The sequence below is a fragment of the Demequina aurantiaca genome (genome assembly GCF_050598105.1).
GTDB classification, from domain to species: domain Bacteria; phylum Actinomycetota; class Actinomycetes; order Actinomycetales; family Demequinaceae; genus Demequina; species Demequina aurantiaca_A.
Genome location: NZ_CP192436.1, coordinates 1140448 through 1160590 on the forward strand (window position 1 = coordinate 1140448; position 20143 = coordinate 1160590).

The following is a 20143-nucleotide window of genomic DNA, read 5'->3' on the forward strand; positions in this document are numbered from 1 at the left end:
GGCGCGATCACAGCGTTAGTCTGTCGGGCGCATGTTGTCGGGGAGCAGATGATCGCAACTGCTCGCATCAATCCTCCGGATGTTGCTGGCCCATCCCCGCCGTGCAGCGGCACCAAAGACAGACTCATCTGCGAACGACAACGCGAAGCGCTCGACCGATTGGTGTAAGGCTGCCGAGTTCGTGCCGGCAGCGAGCCCCATCAGGAGCACCTCTCGCTCGCCACGCACTTGCACGACAGCGCGTGAGCCAACGACGTGCGCTGCCACGAAGTTAATCAGGCCGCGCTGATCGACCGGTTCATAGTCGCTGAGTTTACTTTCGCTATTTGGTATGAGCACATCTCCTAGTTCGGGGCAACACCGCTAGCACCGAGGTCGATGGGGCGCTGTCTCGCAACCCTAGGGAAACGAGGCGTCTGGCCGGTCGGTACAAGGTCCCCGTTGCCGAGTTGGGCGATCCAAGAATTTCCAGCCCAAGCGGTTTGATCGCGATTCTCGTAACTGTGTTCCGAAACCAAGACCGCCACCCTTAAGGGCATCCTCGCCATATCGACTGAATCGCACCCATGTAAGGCCTCCCAATGGGGTGTACCCGGGTTGCCGTTCTCCGACACGTTGACGGGCGCCGTTAATCCGGATGAGCCCGTGAAGTTCATCAGTACGTAGCGCCGTTCTGGGATCGCTCGGCAGCGCGGTAAGAGGCGCCATCACCTCGGGACAAGTTTGTTTCGAGACACTTGGGTTTTGAGGCACACTTATCGAGTTGTGAGCGTCGCTCAGCCGTTCCCCCGTTCAAGTCGAGAACGGCACGTTCCATGCGTGACAGAGTGCGTTGTGGAGTATAAAGTTTCCCTTTAAATGAACTTCAGAGTCATCTCTCCGATGGTAAAACTGCAGGTAACTCCCGCCAGGTATCGCTACCTTGTTACCTATGGCGCCAGCGAAGAAGAGTAGCTTAAGTAGACGATCGACCACCTCGCCGCGCTCCTCACCACCCTCTTGCAACTTCTTTGCAAAGACCGACCTGTCAAACGTCTGGTGTGGCAGCCCCTGCAGCGCATCTAGGGCTCGTTGTGCCTCTTGAGTGCCGTTTTCGTAGCCAGCAAATTCATTCCGAATCGCGCCGGTGAAGTACTTCGTTGCGTACTGCAGAACACCCTCTCGAATTACGTCGGATCGAAGCACCTCGTTACTCTCCGGGAATGCACCGGATGCTTCTACCTTCCGAATCTCATCGAACAGGCGAAGCAGATCTCTTGGAGTATGCCGGGTGAGGTTCAGTAAGTATTGAAGTCGATCAAAGGACCTTTGCGCATTGCCGTTACCACCCCCGATGTGAATATTCTTGGGGAAGTAGGAGAGCACATCGACGGAATCGATGCCCATTGCGCGAGCAGCCTTTCCGTTTACGAGGCGAAGCAAAGGAGCACTGACGCCGGCGGCCCCTGACAAGACGCGCCAGTCAAGCTCAACCGCGAAGTCATCGCGCATCTTCTGTGAATCAGGAAGCATTAGTGACACCCGGTTGAAAACGTCGTGGCGGAGTAGCAACACGATGCTTCCTGTGGCCCCCTCGCCTGAAAGGCGTTGATTGATGGAGTAGGCAGCTTGGACCATGGAAGCGAGGCTTTCGTCGTACTTCTCGTCGTTCAAAAAGATCGAGTCAAGTCCGTCAAGAAGAAGCATGTGTCGGTTACCCGAACGTGCGTTCGCGGCCCATTCCTCAAGGTAGGGCAACAGTGAATAAATGTTGAGCTTTGCTTGTCTCTCACGTCGGTAGATGGTGCCTACCTTTGGGATAGGTATCTCGATTGTCGTCTTCGAAATGTCGAGAATGGCGCGTCCGGATGTATCACCGATCAAACCGTAGCCGCGGAGCAGCCTTGTGACCCTGTCAATCTCATTGCGGTTGGGCAACCTACATCCCTGGTCCTTCAGAAGCAGAGCTAGATAATTGCACAGCAGAATGAATTTCCAAGCTGCGACGGTTCGATCCGTTCCGGCTGCCTGCCCGGTTTCTAACCTCGGAATGTCTGCCAGTGGGAGGTTGGAGGCATCCTGCACTGTACAGAGATAATCGTGCTCACTCTGCGAAGCTTCGAGGAACCAGGCGAGGGCTGATTTGCCCGTCCCCTTGGGGCCGAGAATCAGAGTCTTGTCTCCTGAAACTACATCGTCTGTGATCTGATTTAGGTCGACAAAACTCCTGATGAACTCGTCGCGATCGCCTGCCAGTTCGTTCTTCGAGTCACTCTTGCCGAAGTACAAGTCACGAAATCTCGGTTTTGCCATGAGGTCTCCAGTCGTTGGCAACGATCTTATCTGCAAGGGAATAGATGCGTGCGGTCCCGCAACCCTAGGGATACGAGGCGTCTCGCCGGTCGGGTCAAAGGCTCCGCCGCCCGCTAGGCCGATCCCAGGATTTCCAGCCCAAGCCAATCCATCTCGATTCACGAAGCTATTTCCCGAAACCAATAGCGAGACCCACACACGCACTCTCGCCGTCACGACGGAAGCGCGCCAATGTAAACCAACCCAATGAGGTGTACCTCGATTGACACCCCCGCAGGCCCTATGCCGCTGTGTCCAACTAGTTGTGTCAGACCCCAGTTGTACACATGTGCCTGGAGGTCTAGAGATGAGTGGACAAAAGATTCAGGCGGTTGCTTACATTCGGGTCAGTTTGGTTGATCAGAATGAGGCGCGCCAGGTCGAGGGGATCACGCTGACTAATGCGCGCGGAACATACGCTCGCGCCACGGAACTGGACGGCGCACAGGTCGTCGAGGCACGACGGAGGATCGTGGTGGACGGTGTGTCGCACGCCCGCGTCGCTCGCGATCTTGGGATTTCGCGACCGACGCTTTACTCGGCGTTGCGCGGCGTGGGCCGCTACGCCTCGACTGGGGTGGAGAATACCGCGTAGGTTAATCACTCATGAAAGACGATGCGGGCGATACTGGCGGTTGGGCTCTGGGGCGTTTAGTCCCGAGGGAGGCTGTGGCGTTAGTGGGCCTTCCGGCGGGTTTCACTCCCGCCAAGATCATCAGTCACGAGGAGCAACTGCGGCTCCACGGCGCCTACGAAGATCTCGCGATCTTCAACCTCAGCCGCCTCACTACTCCGTTTCATATTGCCAGCGGTGAGTTTCTTGGGGCTGCTCGTGGCGGTCTAGAGACAGGAAATTACCTGGCGTTGGACTTCGATGCGACGATGCGGGTGAACGGTGCGTTCGACATGGCACTGGCCTCGCTGACACAAGCCCATACGCAGATCGAGAACGCAGCCGCACGCTTCGGCGACAAGTTCCTCAACGCCGCGAAGATCGAGTTCAAGCACTTGCGAACTGCGAACCCTGACTATCTCCTGCTGTGGCAGTTGCGGAACCTGTCTCAGCATCAACGCGCAGCATCGAGTTTCCTGAGTGTTGCGCACATCGACGGGCAGCAACGTCTCACCATTGCCATGGACCAGGTTCTGGACTTTGTTAACTCGTGTCAGCTCTCACCGCGCTATCAGGGAGCGTGGGACCAACTGCGCAAGGCGCGCAAGGACATGCCGCCCATCGTAGATGTTGTCGATACGTTGTATTCGGCTCGCCACGGCTACGACCTATTCGCCGCGACATTGCTCACCCAGAGCGCTCCATACGTTGATCGAGCGATTCGTCACGTCTCCACGTCCTACGTCGAAGCCTGCGACTCCAAATTGGGAGTGGCCGTGGTGCGCCGAGACGTTGAGGGATCGCGCAAGCAGTGGATAATCGATCCTCGAACGTTCGAGGGGTCCATGCTCACGATGAACTGGGCAAACGAATACGTTGGCCTCGAGCCGCACTACCACTTGCCCGCTGAAGGCTTGTTCCCCGACCCGCCTAACATGATCGTGACACAGCACCGCGCCGAAGAATAGTCCTCTAACACCGTCGCGAGCAACGCCGTTTCGTCATGCCACCAATTGGCGAGATCTGAGCACGAGTTGCATCAAAAGTGGGGCGATGAGCGGGGTGCGCCCACCCATATAGGTCCCCACATTTTGTGTTCGTGCCTCGGTCCGCTGTAATTGCGCGGACCTCGCTCGGCACCAGGCTCCAGTTCTTCTCCAGTAGCGGCGGTGGAACGACGATCGGCGAACGGCGGTTGTTGATGCAACTGTCGGTGGCGCTCGTGTGCCGCCGAGTGTGAACGTCCGCGCCGGCGTAGCTGGCAACAGCGGAACGTATCGACCCAAGTATCTGGTGTCATTTGGCGGCAATTTGGCGCAATTCGAAAGATTCTTGGGCAAACACCTAACATCCGGGGAAGCGCGGTCGATTGGGACGTTGTGCGAGCCGAGACGGCCCTGCACGTGCCTACCTAAGGAGTTGCACATGTCAGAGCTTCTGACAGTGGACGAGCTCGCGGAGATGCTGCGTGTCAGGTCTTCGACGATCTATGAGATGCGCAGGCAGGGTCGGGGTCCCCGCGGGATTCGTTCAGGAAAACGCGTCCTATTTAGGCACGCCGATATCGAATTTTGGTTAGAAGAACTCAGCGACCCGCCACGTCTGAACTGACGTAGGTCACCTCTGTCCGTCGACGCTCACTAAGGTGCGTCAGCGGTCAACCCCTCTACAACGACGCTCGTGCCACGTGCGTCTAGTTCGCCATGCCCCAAATACCTCAAGGAGACGCCCATGCTTTCGTCAAAAACCCCGATTGACCGCCAGGAGCCCCGCACGCGCGCGACACCCGCGCGCACAATCCTCCCTCGTTCTAGTTCCCTAACCGTTTCTGGTACACCACCGGTGCCCAAGCCATCGGACGTCTCTTTGGCTCTGGAAGCGGCTTTCAAGTTCGAGGAGCGTGTCGCATCGTTGGAGCGAGCGCTTGCTCTTGCTGAGATGCGAGCGGTGCTCGATCCCGAGGCCAACTTCGTGTGTGGTGTCAGCGCCGAGGACGACTGCGCAGGCATCGGACTGAAGCTCGGACCCGGGAGTGTCCAATTCGTAGGCCGAAAGACATGCGGCATCACCACCATCTGCCCACGATGCGGGAAGAAGCGCCTGTGGACGCAGCGCCGGCGCCTTGAGGAACTCCTGCTCGAGAACTCCGCTGGTGGGGGAGGGGCCATCCTAGTGTCGCTCTCACTCGACTTCCCGCACCATCTCTCGCTCGCACAGCGCTGGACGATCCTTCGAGACGCGTGGGGCGGGCTCACCGCAAGCACCCGCCGGCGCCGGGCGGCCGCTGGCGTCTTCCGTCGGGCACGCATCGTTCATCTTCTTCACGGCACGGACGGATGGCATGTCCATCTGCACTGCGTCTACTTCCTCCTGGCGCCCATCAGTGACAGTGCCGCGAGCACGCTAGCCACGGCCGAGGCCAAGAGGTGGTCAGAACTCGCGACTCAGCACGGATGCGGCGCGCACTCAGACATCCAGACCTACACCGTGATTGGGGACACCAAGGAGGATGCTAAGCGTGTCAGCTCGTACCTCACCAAGGCAGTCGAGGAGATCGAGTACGACCGAGGAAGCGACTCGCCTATGTTCACGTGCAGGCTCGACCGTAAGAACAAGTCACCGTGGCAACTGCTCAACGACGCATCGCTTCGCGGCGATTTGGCCGCACAGGTGCCCCTGCGCGAGTGGATGCAGGTAGTGGGGTCCAAGAACTTTAAGCAACAGAGCATTCCGACGGCACTCAATCGCCCAGTGACAGGCGATGACCACGACACCCGGGAAGTGGCAGCATGACCCGGCCAACGTGGGCACCGTTCACCTTCACACACTTCGAGCAAGACATCGCTCGCAGGCCACGCATACAGGCCGAACTGGAGGCCGCCGCGGCTCGATGCGCGGACTGGGACGACGTGCGCGCGTTCTGCACCGCAAACGCCATCCGCATGCGCGAACTGTCCTGAAGTAAGTGGGACACGCGGCTGCCCTTAGCCGATCGGGCCGCACAGGTCGGCACTCCCGGCGACTACGGATGTGCTTGTCGAGTCTCCGCGGGACTGCCACATTCCAGGGTCAACGTCAGAGGGCGGCCGTAGCCTCATTTCACGAGCCAAAAAGAGGAGGTGCGGGGTTTGCAGGAACTTGTCGAGTTTTGGCGGCGGCTACCGGGCTGCGAGCGCGAAGGTGATGGGTGGCGATCACCCCTGGCTGAAGTCACCTTCTGGTGCGCTGAAGACGGCCTCCTAAACCGGCCCGGAGACCTACCGGCCGTCGAGTACGACTCGGGCGTCCAGCGATGGCTCGAAGCGGGGGTTCAACGACGGACTGCCACTGGGCCTTCGCATATGGCGCCGATGCCCACGCATGTGGTCTTTGTGGGTGAGGTCGACGGAGGACTGCCAGAGACCGACCAGAGTGGCATGCCCTATCGCCGACCACCCTTCACTATCTTCGATATGCCTGGCGCGCGCACGGAGCAATTGGTTGAGGAGTGGACGGACAGCAAGGGTCGTGTGTCGAGAGCCGAAGGGCCGGCGCGGCTGTGGGCGGATGGTACTGCCGAGTTTTGGGTAGCCGGCAAACGACACAGGGATCAGGGAAGACCTGCGATCGAGTATCCGCGACCGTATGGACTTCACGAGTCGGGGCCTGATGAGTACTGGAGTCACGGGCAGCGCCACCGGATCGACGGGCCCGCCCGTGAGGTCTTCCGTGATCGGCGCGGCGACAAGTGGGGCACTGGTGAGTATTACCTCGAAGGAAAGCCCGTGCCCGACGTGAGGACGAGATGGTCGGTACTGCGCCATTACACGGCAGACGGCGAACGACCGACACTCGATGTCGACAACGCCGACGCCTGGGACTTGCTCGTGGCGGGTGGGGCGATAAACCGGTTGGGCGAGTCGATCGAGCCAACGGCGCTTGCTGCCGCACTGCGACTCCACCCGAACTGAACGCAATTCAGAACACAACTGGGCGCGTTGGCGCGCGGTACAAACGGGGTGACATAACAACGGAGGGAAGACCATTCGAATGCGAGCTCGTCGCGGGACCACCCAAACTCGACTAGTGCCAGGGGTCACGGGGCGAGCGTTCGTCGGCCGACGAGCATGTGTTGGGATGCAGCGGTGAGGCAGGTGCGACTTCGTCGCCACGGAGGGTCGACACCCATCATGCGGATACTCGAATCCGTCGACGATCCACGCCAGTTCGGGTACTTCGGTTGTCCTGTCGCAGGTCTCCACATCGACAAGTTTGAGGCGAACAAGTGTCAACGTTGCATGCTGGCACCCGGCGTCACGTCACCGTCGACTCCTTTTGATGATGATCGTGGCAACCCTCCGTACTGGTCATTCCAATCCCGCAAGCAAACGTGGCCGCACCGCCGTTGGCTCGACGGCTACGGCCGTCTGCACCGCGAACACGACGAGCCGGCCCTGGCTGGTGAAGGCTGGAAAATCTGGGCGTCGCGAGGCCGTATCCGTCGGTCTACGGGCCCCTCTGTGGTGTTGGGGGACGACAACTGGGCCTACACCAATGACGCCGGCTACCTGGACCGTGAAGATGGGCCTGCCATCTGTTGGAACAAGGAACTCAACTGGGTGCGCGACGGGGTGTTGACCCGGCCTGACGGCGCGGCTGTGATCCACCCCAACAACCGAGAACCCGAGTACTGGCTCGACGGCAAACTCATTGCGTCACGGGACGAACTCTGGGCGCGCTGGCTTGAGCCGTACCGCGTCGACCTGGACAACGTTGAAGCTCAGCAACATCTACTCGATGTGCTGGACGTGTCCGAGGCCGCCACGGCGGTGTTTCCCGAACCAGACCTCCTTTCTGTGCGCTTGGCACTGCGCCTGTTTCCCAACTGTTAGGAGCGACCATGTCGGTGATCGTCGAAGAACAATTCACTGTCGATGTTCGTCCGTGCGCCGCCGGGCAGGATCTGGCCTGGGCCGGGCAAGCCGGACTGGCCCCTTGGTTCGACCCGGCACGCATCGCACCCCCAAACACTTGCGCACCGGTGTTCTACGACGCGTTCAAGGTTCGGCAGATCATCGGAGGGCTGGGTCTGCGATCACAGGCGCTCCAGGATCCGTCCACAGTGCGACATCTGTGGCACCCGTCTGGCGCACGTCGGGGATTCGCTGGAACCGCCGCGCAGCGTTATGTGGAAACGGATGTCGCACTCGACGCAGACGTCTTAACCTTCGCATCTACCGCCATAGACCCGCGCAATGCGTACCGACTCGTGGAACCCTCGGGAGTGTCGGAGCAGGTCGTTTCCAGCCGCACGCGTTTTGTCCACGCAGCAAGTGCTCAGGGCCTCGCCCTCGCCTTGTCATTGTCTGCCGGGGGCTCGTTTGCCGCGCGAGTTGGTCATCTCCGTCCCGATGACACGATCGACTGCGTCATCGAACGCGCGTTCGTGCTGGCCGCTACAGCTATCCACGTCGGTGTGGATCATCTTGTGGCGAGGACATGGGCGAATGCCATCATTGTTAGCCACGGGCTGCCCCGACCGTTGATGACCCTCGGCGTCGATCGTGCCCTTCATGACGGCGAATGGTTCTACCCCAAGCGCACGCGGCTCACAGAGCACTACCTGCAATCCCTCGAAGATCTCGACGGCGGCGATGCCACGCGTTTCATCGTCCTGGCTGCGCGTTGCGCGGTCGGGACTCAGACCTCAGTGTCCGGCATGCCTGGCACTTGATACGCAGCCACAGCAGTCAGCCAAGCACGCATACCGTGAGGAGCCATGAGGTACGGATCGCCTCGAGGGTTGAGGCGTTCGACCGCTAGACCTGAGTCAAGCACCGTCTTGATGATGCGACGCGCACCCCGCTCAGTCACACCGAGTAAGGCGGGCACGTAAAGCGGACTCAATGCCGGAGTGCCCACCAGCACCTCCACCAAGACTTGTTGCTTGCGTGTGAGTTTCACTGGAGCGCTCTCGATCAAACGGACCGCGTCCTTGCTTGCCCACTCCACCCCAAACGCTCCGCTGTTCGCACTTCGCGTCACGGCATCGAAGACTGCCCGGAGCCCCGTGTCAACCGCGACGGGGTCGGGTTCGCCTTCGCCGGCAAGCGCCGTCGCAACGAGACTCCACGACCCGCGGTCATGCGCAAACCACGCTGAAATTGCCGGCGCACACCACCGATCGATACCGCCCGCCCCCTCCAGCACGACAGCAAAAAGTTCCCTAGCCACAATCGCCGTATCCGGGCAATCCGGGTCAGTGGCGGCCGCAACCATCATCGCGATGCTCGCCTTCACCAGTGCGGGTTGCTTCCCGTCATTTACCCAAGAGCACAGATCGCTAATGAGGTCTGACGCGAACCTCTCCGGCATCCGCCCCTTACGCATCGCTGACGGCCACCACGTCAGAGCGGCCTCGAAGGTGTGCACCCACGCCGGGTCTCCACCACGACCCGTTGAACCCGTGAGACCTATCGCCTTCTGTAGATGCCTTGCCGTACGGTCATGCGAGGTTTGCAGCGACCCGGCCACCGGTGCCGCCGCCAATGCGTAACGCAGCTTCGACCACGACGCCGCCTCACCGTGGACGGCGACCGACGCCAAAGCCTCCAAAGCAAGCGTCGCGTAGATGGAAGCTTCAGGCGCCCGCGCCGCACGGTAGGCACCGTCGATACGGCCCAATGCGCGCGACGCGCGCTCGAGCGCGAGCAAGGTCTCCCCGCTCGGCCTTAGCCACTCCACCTGCGACGGCAGTGGTGGGACCACGACGCTCACACCCGGCCAGCGTTCGTCGACCGGACTCGGCCCGACCTCAAGCTTTATGCCCATATCGCACCTCCCGCTTGAGCGTGATCCTGCCACCGCCATCTGACACCGCTTACGCCAGGTGAGGCCCATCGATACGTTCGCCGCGGCCGAGGCCCTCGATCTCGAGTGCTTGTCGCCCGCCACGAACGTAGATCGCCTTGTGTCGAGTCATTGTGTTGGTCGTAATGCCGAGCTTTGCCGCAGCCTCCACTACCGATGTCTGCCGCGTCAACACCGCCTCGACCAGGGTCACCACCTCATGGACCTCAATGCCACGTGCCGCAAGCGTCGCACCTTTGGAAGCCACAGCTCGGCGCCCGCCGTCGCAGAATGCCTGAGCTGCCCAACTGGGAACCGGGCCAGCCTTCGCTCCTGGGCGAGGCGAACCCTTACGAGCGAGCTCCGCAAGGACCTTCAGTACGGCGGAACTACCGTCGATGGCAGCCTCGACTGTTTCGTGGTCGCGTCCCAACAGCCTCATGCCGCCAGAAGCCGCTACCGAAGCCGACGCAATCGCACCGCCCGCGTTCCCTACATCTCGACCTGACCAACGAGACCAACGCGCAACTTCTTCTACCTCAGGCATAACGCCCTCCCTACAGCCTTGCGGCCCGCAAAGGACCGACGGGCACCATGCCCAAACGCAAGGTATCCAGCCGACCATTTTCGTTTGCGTGCCGCGTGCCAACCAGGGGCTACGGGGCGAGGTTTCTATAGGAGCGCGTGGTTCGCCCAAGGCCGTCTGCGTGGAGGCGTGGCCTTTGGATGACTAAGCGACAACCACGAGGCTTCGTGATGAGGATACTCAGCTACGGGCGAGTAGGCGAGGACGGTAAAACTTCGCAACGCTACTAGCACTCGCTGGCTCTGGGTTTCCGGTTAACGTTCCTTTACCAGGCTTTTTAAATCACATGTAGCGCTCAATGGCGCTGGGTGTCACTGTTCAGGTAAAACCCTGCGCATCGGCCAAATCATCCGTTTTGACACTTTTAACAGGGAACATGTTCATCGCTTTCAAGCTCATACAAGCAGTTACACCACCCGCCCAAGTCACGCGCGACTTTGGCATGTCTTGCGCAACTTTCTACCGAAGATCACAGATCCTCACTTTCGATGCGATTTCATCTACCGCTGACGACTCGGAGCGATGACAAACTAACGGCACAGAGCGCCGAAATCGGTAGCGTGCACGTTCTCCAGCACTATCGACGTCGCGGTTTTCGTCGACGGCGACGTGCCGGTGCAGTAGGGAGCTGAGGCCACAAACCGCGCTGAAACCGCTCATGGGTTCCACAGTTTTCAAGAAAACACTCGTGAGCGCTTGCCGGGCTCCTGTACTACTGCTATAAATATGCCAACCCTCGAGCGTACGGAGTACACCAAAAGCGGACGGGTGGCGGTTGGCCGTGGGCCAGTTCCGATTCCGTTTGCTTTATCCGTGCGTGAAAGGTTGCTGTTGTGGCGATCCCCCAGTCCGTTCTGTTGAACCCATTTTTCCGTGTCCCTGGCGTGGTGACCGCAGCTGTGGTTGTTGCCGCGCTGGTGATCACGACCTCAGCTGAGGCGGCAGTGGAGCCTCCTGCTGACCTGGTCGAGGTTGTTGAGGATTCGGTAGAGACGTTGACGTCTCCTGATTCAATCTCTGCTCAGATGCGTGCGAAGTTGTCTGGCGTTGAGGTGGAGGATCTTTCGCAGCGTTCTGAGACGACGTCGGCTTTCGCGTTGCCCGATGGTTCGTGGCGGGCGGATATTGCCGCTGGGCCGGTGTGGGTTGAGACGGGTGAGGATCCCACCACGGAGGAGGGTTGGGAGTCTTTCGACGCGACCCTGACCGAGTTCACCGATGGGTCGTTCCGTGCGGCAGCTCACCCTAATGATGTGGTGCTGTCTGGTGGGGGTTCTGGCAAGGTGTTGTTGGCCGCCGCCACGGATTCTCTGACCGGCCACACGCTGGAAATGTGGTGGAAGGGTAAGGTTCCTGAGCCGATTCTCGAGGACAATTTTGCGCGATACGTGGACATCAAAAAGGGTGTTGACCTTGTCATCGAAGTGAATGCGACTGGGTTTGAACAGTATTTTGTGGTCAATGAGCGACCGAAGTCGGGAAAGTTGCCTAAATTGCCGCTGCGTTTCGAGATGGACGGGGCGGAGGTCTCCGGCTCAAATGCCAAGGGCTTCACGTTTGCGGACGAGAGCGGTGATGTTGTTGCCCGGGTGTCCGATGCGGCGGCGTGGGACGCGGTTGAAGACCTAAGCCGTTTGGACCCAGTGACGTTGGCGGCATTGCCCACTGAAGATGGGCCGAGTGCCTCGCCGACACCAGACGCAGATGGCGCAGTAGTGGAGCAGGATCTCAATGCGGCTCCTGACGGCGAACCGGTGTCCTTGGGTGGCTCGACTGACGGTGATGCTGTTGATTTGAGCATGACTGTTCCTGTGGCCGTAGTGACTGACCCTGAGGTTGAGTACCCGCTGGTGATTGACCCATCGGTGACGCTTTCTCCCAGTTTCGATACTTCCGTTACTAACGCTGCAACGTTTGACAAGTCTGGCGAGTCGGAGCTTTTCGTTGGCACGTTCAATGGTGGAACTGCTAAGTATCGTTCGTACCTGAATTTTGGGATCTCCGCCATTAAGGGCGCTTCGGTAACGGCTGCAGCCTTCAAGATTTACAACCATCACTCGTGGTCGTGTACTGCGAAGGGTTGGGAAGTGTGGTCGACCGCCACGACGAGTTCGTCCACGCGGTGGACGAACATGCCGTCGTTCTCAACGAAGTATGCCTCGCCCACAACGACGAAGGGGTACTCCTCGTCGTGTGCGGACGGCTACGCCAGTGTTGATATCAAGTCGATGGCGCAGGCGTGGGCCAACGGCACTGCGTCGACGGTAGGTGTGGGTCTCAAGGCGAGCAGCGAGACGGACAACTTCTATTGGAAGCGGTTCTATTCGGGTAACTCGAGCTCTAACAAGCCGGTGCTGTCGATTAGTTACAACCGTTACCCGTCTACGCCCTCGAGCGTGAAGGTCAACGCAGTAACCCCGGTATCGGGCGCGGTGTATTACACCAATGACACGACCCCCACATTTTCTGCCACGGTGAGCGACGCCGATGGAGGCAGTGTGAAGGGGCGTTTCACCGTGACTAAGGGAACGTCGACGATTGTCACGAAGGCTTCTGGTTCAGCAGTGGCGTCGGGCTCCACGTCGTCGTACACGCCATCTGCGTTGGCACAGGGTGACTACAAGGTAGAAGTGTGGGCTAACGACAGTGCGCTTGACTCCAAAGCTTCTTCGAAGCCGTCATGGACTGTCACGGTGGACACCGCTGCACCGGGCGCTACGGCTATCACCTCCAGCCAGTTCAGCAATGGCCAATGGAAAGACACTGCACCATCAAGTGTGAGTGCGGCTTTGAGTGCCACTGACGCCGTCAAGTTTGAGTACAAGGTCGATGGCGGCACCGTGAAAACAGTTACTGCCACTTCGGGCTCAGCCACGGTTACCGCACTGCCGCGCACGAATGGGGGCCACAAACTTGAAGCGCGTGCGATCGACCGCGCCAACAACTCCGGTGCGTGGGTCACGTTCAAGTACGGGATCGGGGCGGTCGGCATCACCGCCCCTGCGGCTGGTTTCACAACGACCGACAAGGCGGTTGTGAAGGCCAGCGCGCCCCCGGGGGTAAGCGGCGACGTGGAACGCGTCGTCTATTGGCGCCCGTCGGGCCAGGCCAACGGCACGGGTTATGGGGAGACGACGGGATCAGCCAGCGGCTGGACCGAGGTCGCTGAACTATCCAAGGTGGCAGATGGCGGCGCGACTGATGTCAACTACACGTGGTCGGCAGCATCGTCCGTTCCCGACGCCTACGAACGTTTGCCCTACCGCATGGATGTGCAGGTGTGCTTCACCTACGTCTACACCGCCGACACGCGATGCAGTTGGACTGACGATGTCGACAGTCACACCTCGGTCGTGCGCTTGCCGCACGCGTTTGGAGATGCCTTCCCAGTGGCCGACGCCGGCCCGGGACAAGTCGCTTTGTGGACCGGCGAGTTCAACACCACCGCGACCGACGTGTCGGTGCCCGGCTATACGGGCACGCTGTCCGTGTCGCGTTCGTACAACTCATTCGCCGGCGGCACCGAGACTTCCCCCTTTGGGTCTGGATGGGCTCCGTCGTTTGAGGGCAGCGACGTGGGCGCTGCAGGGCTGACGGTGATCGACACTACCGGCGTGAATGGCATGATCGCGCTTGAGGATGTTGACGGCACTTATCTGTTGTATGGCCAGCCCGGCGGCACAGCGACCGCGCAGAAGACGGGCACATATGTGCCACTCGACACCGACACGGAAAGCTCTGGGTGGAGTTTGACGCTATCGGGTTCCGGAACCAGCTCACTTCTAACAGTCGTGGACGATGCGGGGGTGAGCACCGTATGGGCCCACCGGGGAAGTGGCCTTTGGCAGCAAGAGCGGGTGACAGAACCAGGCGGCGAGTCCACCACGTTCACTTACACCCTGGGCAAAGTGACGCGTATCCTCGGACCCGTTCCCGACGGTGTAACGTGCACGACCCTTGTCGCTGGTTGTCGCGCGCTGAACATCTCATACTATTCGGCGACGAGCGCTGCCTCTAATGCGTATGTGGGACGTGTCTCCGAGATTGAGTCGACCGCATGGGACCCGGCTTTGGAGCAGATGACGGAAGTCGTCGTCGCTAAGTATTCGTACGACTCCAGTGGTCGCCTCACGAAGGTCACTGATCCGCGAAGCGGCCGTTCCACTTCTTACGGTTATGGAGCCGTGACTGGGTCTGGTGCACCCACACTGACGTCTGTGACACCTGCAGGACTGGCCCCGTGGAAGATCGACTATGGCACGTCGGCTTCAGTGTCCCTTGTCTCTCGCCTTAACACCGACGGAAGCGACACTTACGTTCCGACCACACGACTTGTCTACGGCATCGACCCTGCCGCCCCGCCGAGCGGAAGTCCAGAGGTGCGTCCGGCAGCCGCGGCGTGGGGCCAATCTCGCGTACCGTCGCACGGATTTGCGGTGTTCTCGCAGGGCGAGGACCCGGGCGGCTCTAGCGTTGACTCCGTCGATGCGGCGGAGTGGCGAGATGCCGAGCTGATGTACACCGATGGCCTCGGCTACACCATCAACTCCGCGCAACACGGCGCTGGATCTTGGCAGTTCACTGCGACTGAGTATGACGACGGCGGGCGTGTGGTCCGCGCGCTCGACGAATCCGCAACTGCTCACTTGATGGAACAGTCATCACTTAATGACGGAGAACCTGTGGCACAGGATGAAGTCAATGCTGTTGGTACGGTCACCCGATACAACGACGAAATTGTCTCGCCAACCGATCTCACTTGGGATGGTGGGACGATCCCTCAAGGGACCGTGTTGTTGCCCGCGGGCAGTGTCATTGCCGATGTGTGGGCTCCATCGATGGAGGATGAGAATGGCGTTCCTGCACGCCTCCACACCCACTACGAGTATGACGAGGGGGCACCTAATTCAGCAGTAAATCCCGTTAGCGGGCAGAGGTTCGCGTTAATGACCTCAATCACTCAAACTCGCGCTGAGGCGCATTCGGGCACGTGGGATACGGGGGTCGTCGTTGACTCCGGCGAACCACTCTTAGCGGAGTTCTTAACCGGCTACGATCCGATTGATGGCGCAAGTGCTACTGAGGAGACGTCCGGTTGGAGGATTGGCGCGCCGACAACAATGACCACCACGATGGACGACGGCGCGCAGGACATAGTCACACGTGTGCGGTATGACGCGCTGGGCAGAGTTGTTGAACGTCGCGAGCCGGGTTCCTCTGGTACCGACGCAAAAACTGAACTCGCCGTTTACTACTCGGCCACGCCGAATAGCGACGATTCGCGCTGTGGCAAGAAGCCCGAGTGGGCTGGCGAACTTTGCGTGTCGGGCAGCGGAGAGGCAACGCGGACCGTCCCTAGCACCTACATAAGTTCATACACCCGCGATCTCGAAGCGGAAACCGTGATTGAATCAGTTGGCTCGGCCGTGAGAGAAACGTCAATGACTTTTCTTGTAGATGGGAATGTCGAATCAGTGTCCACATCTGTAAGCGGAGTTGACGGCTCTGTGCCAATCGAAGACGTGTGGCTCCGGTACGACTCCTCAACTGGTTTGCACACGGGTACGGCTTCGGGGTCTGCCAATGGGCCGAAAGTAGAGACGTTCCTCGACTCCTGGTCAAGGCCCATTTCGTACGTCGATACTGACGGAGCCACCTCAACCACCAGCTACGACTCAAGAGGTCAGGTGGCCTCCGTTGATGATGGACTCTATGTGACGTCGTACACCTACGACGGTGCTGATGCCCGTGGCGCCGCCGAACATCGCGGTCTCGCGACCGGCATGAGGGTGCAAAGTAGCGACGGTACAGCGGCATATGACTACAAGGCGGCGTACGACGCGGCGGGAAAACTTGAGCTTCAGACACTCCCTGGGGACCTGACACAGACGCGCGCTTACTCCCTTGCGGGACATCTATTGGGGCTCAGTTACTCAGCAACAGACACAAACGGTGACACTTTGCCGCTTGTCGCATGGAGCCAACAAACTGATCTATTTGGGCGCGTAGTCGCGGAGGCCACACCGAGCGCCGGAGCAGAACCGTCCGAAGCGGCCACTTACGACCGTGGTTACGAGTACGACCGCGCGGGACGCTTAACCGGGGTCACCGACCGCACCGCTGTCGTAAGTAGTGTGGGCGACAACGAGTCGCCATCGAGCGACTCGGCTTGTATCAGTCGGGCATACACATTTGACGTGCGCGGCAACAGACTGTCTCGCTCGTCCTCCGTATCTGACGCAGAAGGGGCGTGTGTCGATCCATCAACCGGAACCACTGAGGCTTGGTCTTACGACACGGCAGATCGAGTACAGACAGGCGCTAATAATGCTGGCCAGTACGAATATGATGCATTTGGCCGACAAACAGTGATCCCTGCGACGGATACCCCGCTTGGCCCCGAACAGGGCGATATCGAGGTGGCGTATTTCGACAACGATCTCGCACGTTCGATAGGCCAGTCGGACGTCTCTACTGAATTCGAGCTCGACCCTATGAAACGACGCACCAGTGCGACAACTACGTCCGAGACTGGAACGTCGAGCGAGGTGAGCCACTACTCAGACCTGTCCGATAGCCCCGCATGGGCGCTCTCGACGAACGCTGCAGGCGCCGTATCTACCAGTTGGTACGGCAGTTCCATTGTTGGCGACCTCGGGCTCACTGTCACTGACGGCACTGCCGCCTTGCATTTGTCAAACATGCATGGGGATGTTGCGGTATCCGTGACTTTGGACGCCGACGGCGACACCGCATCGATCGGTGCATTCTCTGAATTCGATGAGTACGGGCGCACCCAAACAACCTCGCTCGACGCCGAAACCGGAGTGATCAGCTATGGCTGGCTCGGTGCTAGTGAGCGAGCCAGTGATGGCTCGGGAATTATATTGATGGGAGTGCGCCTCTATAACCCTATGACCGGACTCTTCACCTCGATAGATCCCATTAAGGGCGGGAATAGCACCCCATATGCATATCCTCAAGATCCAGTAAATAACTATGACTTATCCGGCACCGCCGTGATTGCTATACCATTGCTGGGGGGTGCCGCAGTGCTCGCATTGGTTGTGCGTGCGCTTGTTATCGTTGCCGCTGTCGTGGCAGTAGTGTGGCTCGCGAGAAAGATCTACGAGGCAGCAAAACGGATTCCATGGCCGCAGCTGGGTTCGCGAACTTATCGGGCAATTCACGACTACCGTGTCTACCAGATACATCGAGTCTCAAATGGGGCAATCTGGAAATACGGTATAACTAGCGTTGAGGGCAATAGCAGGCCCGCTAGCCAAATTTCCGCATGCTATAGGTACTTCAAATCTGCGTGCACGTACTTATTTATTTCTGGATATATTAAAGGCTTTTATAATGCGCGACTATGGGAAGCGTCGTATATTACTGCTTACTGGATCAAGTACAAAAAATGTCCACCTGGGCAATCGGTCAGTTGCCGGTAGGGAGAAACAATGGAATCTGATTCATACTGGGAATTTTTCGGCGACTCGCAAAACGCGTCGCTGGCAGATTCGTCCACCGTCATTGAGTCGCTTGTGGCTCTGGGTGACGAGGCCGTTCTCGAGTTCTGGACGTGGTTGTGTGCCCGGGCCGAAGAATATGTATCTGCGCACGACGCCTGTATGAGTGATGGTGTTTTTGCGGAGGCAGTCGAGCTTGTGCTCGCTGGTCGATCCACCTTCGAGCGTGCGCTCACGTCTCCCGATGCGCTCGGCGCTGTGCTGGGCGAGGAGGGTTTCCACTTCGTCGAGGGTCTTTATGAGGCGTACGCGCAACTGACGGACGAGGCCCTGCCTGAGCCAGGGATGGAACCCGACCCCGATTACGACGATTCCTGGACGCTCCGCATGGTTGAATCATTGGACCAGGTCCCCACGGTGATACGGCGGGCTCACGATGCCGCTTTTGAGGCGCTCGCTCAGAATAAGGACTACAGAGCCGCCTTCCGAGCTGCAGGGATCGCCAAGGTGAATGTCATGGGCGGGATGTATCACACATATGAGGACGACAAGAAGCCCTTCAACAAGGTGGAAGCTGTGGTTTTGCGCCGGCGTGGTGACAAGCTCATTGGAAGTTTTTTGTGGCTGGAGAGCGAGCTGCTAGTCGACGATTTCGATGCGACGGTGAACAGGGTCCGCTATCTGGTCGATCGCATCGCAACCGTCCTGCCTGGGGTTCCGCAAGCGAGCCAGATTGGCGTTCTCGACAACCTCTTCGATCCTTCGCCAAATGACCCGGTGCGGTCTCCCAACTACTGGGAACCCACGGTGCTCTAAGGCCACATGTATGAAGCCATGCCTCGGATCATCGTCATGAGCGTCGCATCCGTCCCTAGCGTCACCTTAAAGCGCCCCAGGTTTGATGCCGCATCCTTTTGAGTTGAGAGCATGCATGTCATGCCTAAGAAGATTGATCCAGCGCTCCGGGAGCGTGCTGTTTGGTTGGTGCGTGAGCACCGGTCGAATTCTCCGTCGTTGACGGCCGCGTGGGCGGCCGTTGCCCGTCAGGTCGGTGTCGGCTACGAGTCGGTGCGTAGGTGTGTGCTGCAAGCCGATATTGATGACGGCACGCGTGACGGTGTGACATCGGTCGAGCATGCCGAGATTAAGCGTCCCAAAACTGAAAACACGCGTCCGCGTTAGGACGTCGCGACCCCACGGGTGGCACCAAGTCTCTTTGTGGGGAGCTCGACCCCCGCAACCGATGATGATGTGTTTCATTGATGCGATGAGAGCCAAAAGTCACGCGGTCGAGTCGATATTTCGGGTTCTGCGTGAGCAGGGATGCCAGATTGCCGCGCGCATCTATCGGGCTCAACGCCAAGGCAACGTCGCTATCCGCACGGTCACGGACGCGCAGGTCTACGGCGCCGTGCGCGAGGGACTGCGGCGGGTTTCCTTGTCTCGCGGCGTCCGGTGTTTAAAGGCGAGCGCGGAGCGCCCAAAGTCGCCTACGTGGCGGTGTGGCCGTTAACGGTCTTGTCGGTATGCATGAGGCTTCGTGATCTTGAGGTTGGACCCGGGGGTCAGTCGGCGGGGCAAGCAAGAACTTCGCAGAAACTTCGCAACGCTACTAGCGCGCACTGACTTTGGATGACGCGCCGAAGTTTATTTACCAGGTAGTTTAGGTCCCGCCTGGCGTTCGATAGCGCTTGATGTCGCTGCTCAGGTAAAACCCGGCGTATCGGCCAACTCATCCGTTTTTACCGTATCTACCTGGAATAACTGTATTACATCGTACTCAAAGTCCGCAATGAGTCCGCAAGAACTCTCGTCGCTGATTCGCCGAGCGCGGCGTCAATAGCTTCGCGGGTGCGATCCTCGGAATCCGGCCATAGGTGAGAATAGGTGCCCAGAGTCGCGCTCGCGCTGGCGTGGCCTAGGCGTTCTTGAACCACCGTGACGCTCGCGCTGTGCCGGATCTGCAGGCTCATGTAGTAGTGGCGCAACGAGTGGAGAACGGCCGGCTCAGTATCTGCCTTCGTAAGCGCGCGCCGCCAGGTGGTGTTGAAGCCAGATCTGCGCAGAGGGTCGCCATAGTCATTTGTGAAGATCAACCCGTCGCGCCCGTACTCGTAACGCGCGAGGTGCTCGAGTAGAGCGTCCGCGACAACGTGGAGTAGGGGGGGAACGTGCGCACGCTCCCGGCAGTCGTGGGTGGGCCCAAAGTTCGGAGCGCCGGCCGTGACCGTCGTGAGCTGCCTATCGACCACGGTCCGCTGGCGCAGGAAGTCGACGCGATCTTTGAAAGGGCCAAAGACTTCCCCCTGACGTATT

The 20143-nt window shown here is 59.5% G+C and carries 16 protein-coding genes; 11 read left to right on the top strand and 5 right to left on the bottom strand.

Annotated elements, in window-relative coordinates:
• Window positions 1-15: 15 nt before the first annotated feature.
• Window positions 16-339, bottom strand: a complete 324-nt coding sequence (locus ACQU6B_RS05130) for a hypothetical protein (protein WP_430868971.1) — start codon at window positions 337-339, stop codon at window positions 16-18.
• A gap of 453 nt (window positions 340-792) precedes the next feature.
• Window positions 793-2292, bottom strand: a complete 1500-nt coding sequence (locus ACQU6B_RS05135) for a P-loop ATPase, Sll1717 family (RefSeq protein ID WP_430868972.1) — start codon at window positions 2290-2292, stop codon at window positions 793-795.
• A gap of 346 nt (window positions 2293-2638) precedes the next feature.
• On the opposite strand from ACQU6B_RS05135, the gene ACQU6B_RS05140 reads away from it, so the two are divergent.
• The 8 genes from ACQU6B_RS05140 (at window position 2639) to ACQU6B_RS05175 (ending at window position 8657) form a co-directional block, all read left to right on the top strand.
• Window positions 2639-2926 carry a hypothetical protein gene (locus tag ACQU6B_RS05140; protein WP_430868973.1) on the top strand — a complete coding sequence of 96 codons (288 nt, stop codon included), beginning with the start codon at window positions 2639-2641 and terminating at the stop codon, window positions 2924-2926.
• An 11-nt stretch (window positions 2927-2937) separates the two neighbouring features.
• Window positions 2938-3912, top strand: a complete 975-nt coding sequence (locus tag ACQU6B_RS05145) for a hypothetical protein (RefSeq protein ID WP_430868974.1) — start codon at window positions 2938-2940, stop codon at window positions 3910-3912.
• 526 nt (window positions 3913-4438) lie between these two features.
• A complete protein-coding gene (locus tag ACQU6B_RS05150) occupies window positions 4439-4555 on the top strand; it encodes a hypothetical protein (RefSeq protein WP_430869212.1) in 117 nt (38 codons plus the stop codon).
• A 231-nt stretch (window positions 4556-4786) separates the two neighbouring features.
• Complete coding sequence (locus ACQU6B_RS05155; protein ID WP_430868975.1) at window positions 4787-5737, top strand: hypothetical protein; 951 nt, start codon at window positions 4787-4789, stop codon at window positions 5735-5737.
• Entirely contained in the window at window positions 5734-5904 is a 171-nt protein-coding gene (locus ACQU6B_RS05160; RefSeq protein ID WP_430868976.1) for a hypothetical protein, read from the top strand. Before ACQU6B_RS05155 ends, ACQU6B_RS05160 begins: the two co-directional genes overlap by 4 nt.
• An 804-nt stretch (window positions 5905-6708) precedes the next feature.
• Window positions 6709-6894, top strand: coding sequence for a hypothetical protein (locus ACQU6B_RS05165; RefSeq protein ID WP_430868977.1), 186 nt, complete (start codon window positions 6709-6711; stop codon window positions 6892-6894).
• Between the two features lie 219 nt (window positions 6895-7113).
• Window positions 7114-7815, top strand: coding sequence for a hypothetical protein (locus tag ACQU6B_RS05170; protein ID WP_430868978.1), 702 nt, complete (start codon window positions 7114-7116; stop codon window positions 7813-7815).
• A gap of 8 nt (window positions 7816-7823) precedes the next feature.
• Window positions 7824-8657, top strand: coding sequence for a hypothetical protein (locus ACQU6B_RS05175; protein WP_430868979.1), 834 nt, complete (start codon window positions 7824-7826; stop codon window positions 8655-8657).
• Here the strand turns inward: ACQU6B_RS05175 and ACQU6B_RS05180 are convergent.
• Window positions 8624-9793 carry a hypothetical protein gene (locus ACQU6B_RS05180; RefSeq protein WP_430868980.1) on the bottom strand — a complete coding sequence of 390 codons (1170 nt, stop codon included), beginning with the start codon at window positions 9791-9793 and terminating at the stop codon, window positions 8624-8626. The genes ACQU6B_RS05175 and ACQU6B_RS05180 overlap by 34 nt on opposite strands.
• Before the next feature lie 10 nt (window positions 9794-9803).
• Window positions 9804-10214 (bottom strand): hypothetical protein, encoded by a 411-nt coding sequence (locus ACQU6B_RS05185; RefSeq protein ID WP_430868981.1) that lies wholly within the window; start codon window positions 10212-10214, stop codon window positions 9804-9806.
• 977 nt (window positions 10215-11191) lie between these two features.
• On the opposite strand from ACQU6B_RS05185, the gene ACQU6B_RS05190 reads away from it, so the two are divergent.
• The 3 genes from ACQU6B_RS05190 (at window position 11192) to ACQU6B_RS05200 (ending at window position 19009) form a co-directional block, all read left to right on the top strand.
• Window positions 11192-17809, top strand: a complete 6618-nt coding sequence (locus ACQU6B_RS05190; RefSeq protein ID WP_430868982.1) for a DNRLRE domain-containing protein — start codon at window positions 11192-11194, stop codon at window positions 17807-17809.
• A gap of 9 nt (window positions 17810-17818) precedes the next feature.
• On the top strand, window positions 17819-18643 hold the full coding sequence (locus ACQU6B_RS05195; RefSeq protein WP_430868983.1) for a hypothetical protein: 825 nt from the start codon (window positions 17819-17821) through the stop codon (window positions 18641-18643).
• Between the two features lie 120 nt (window positions 18644-18763).
• On the top strand, window positions 18764-19009 hold the full coding sequence (locus ACQU6B_RS05200; protein WP_430868984.1) for a hypothetical protein: 246 nt from the start codon (window positions 18764-18766) through the stop codon (window positions 19007-19009).
• A 587-nt stretch (window positions 19010-19596) separates the two neighbouring features.
• On the opposite strand, the gene ACQU6B_RS05205 is transcribed toward ACQU6B_RS05200, so the two are convergent.
• On the bottom strand, window positions 19597-20142 hold the full coding sequence (locus ACQU6B_RS05205) for a tyrosine-type recombinase/integrase (protein ID WP_430869213.1): 546 nt from the start codon (window positions 20140-20142) through the stop codon (window positions 19597-19599).
• Between the last annotated feature and the right edge of the window lies 1 nt (window position 20143).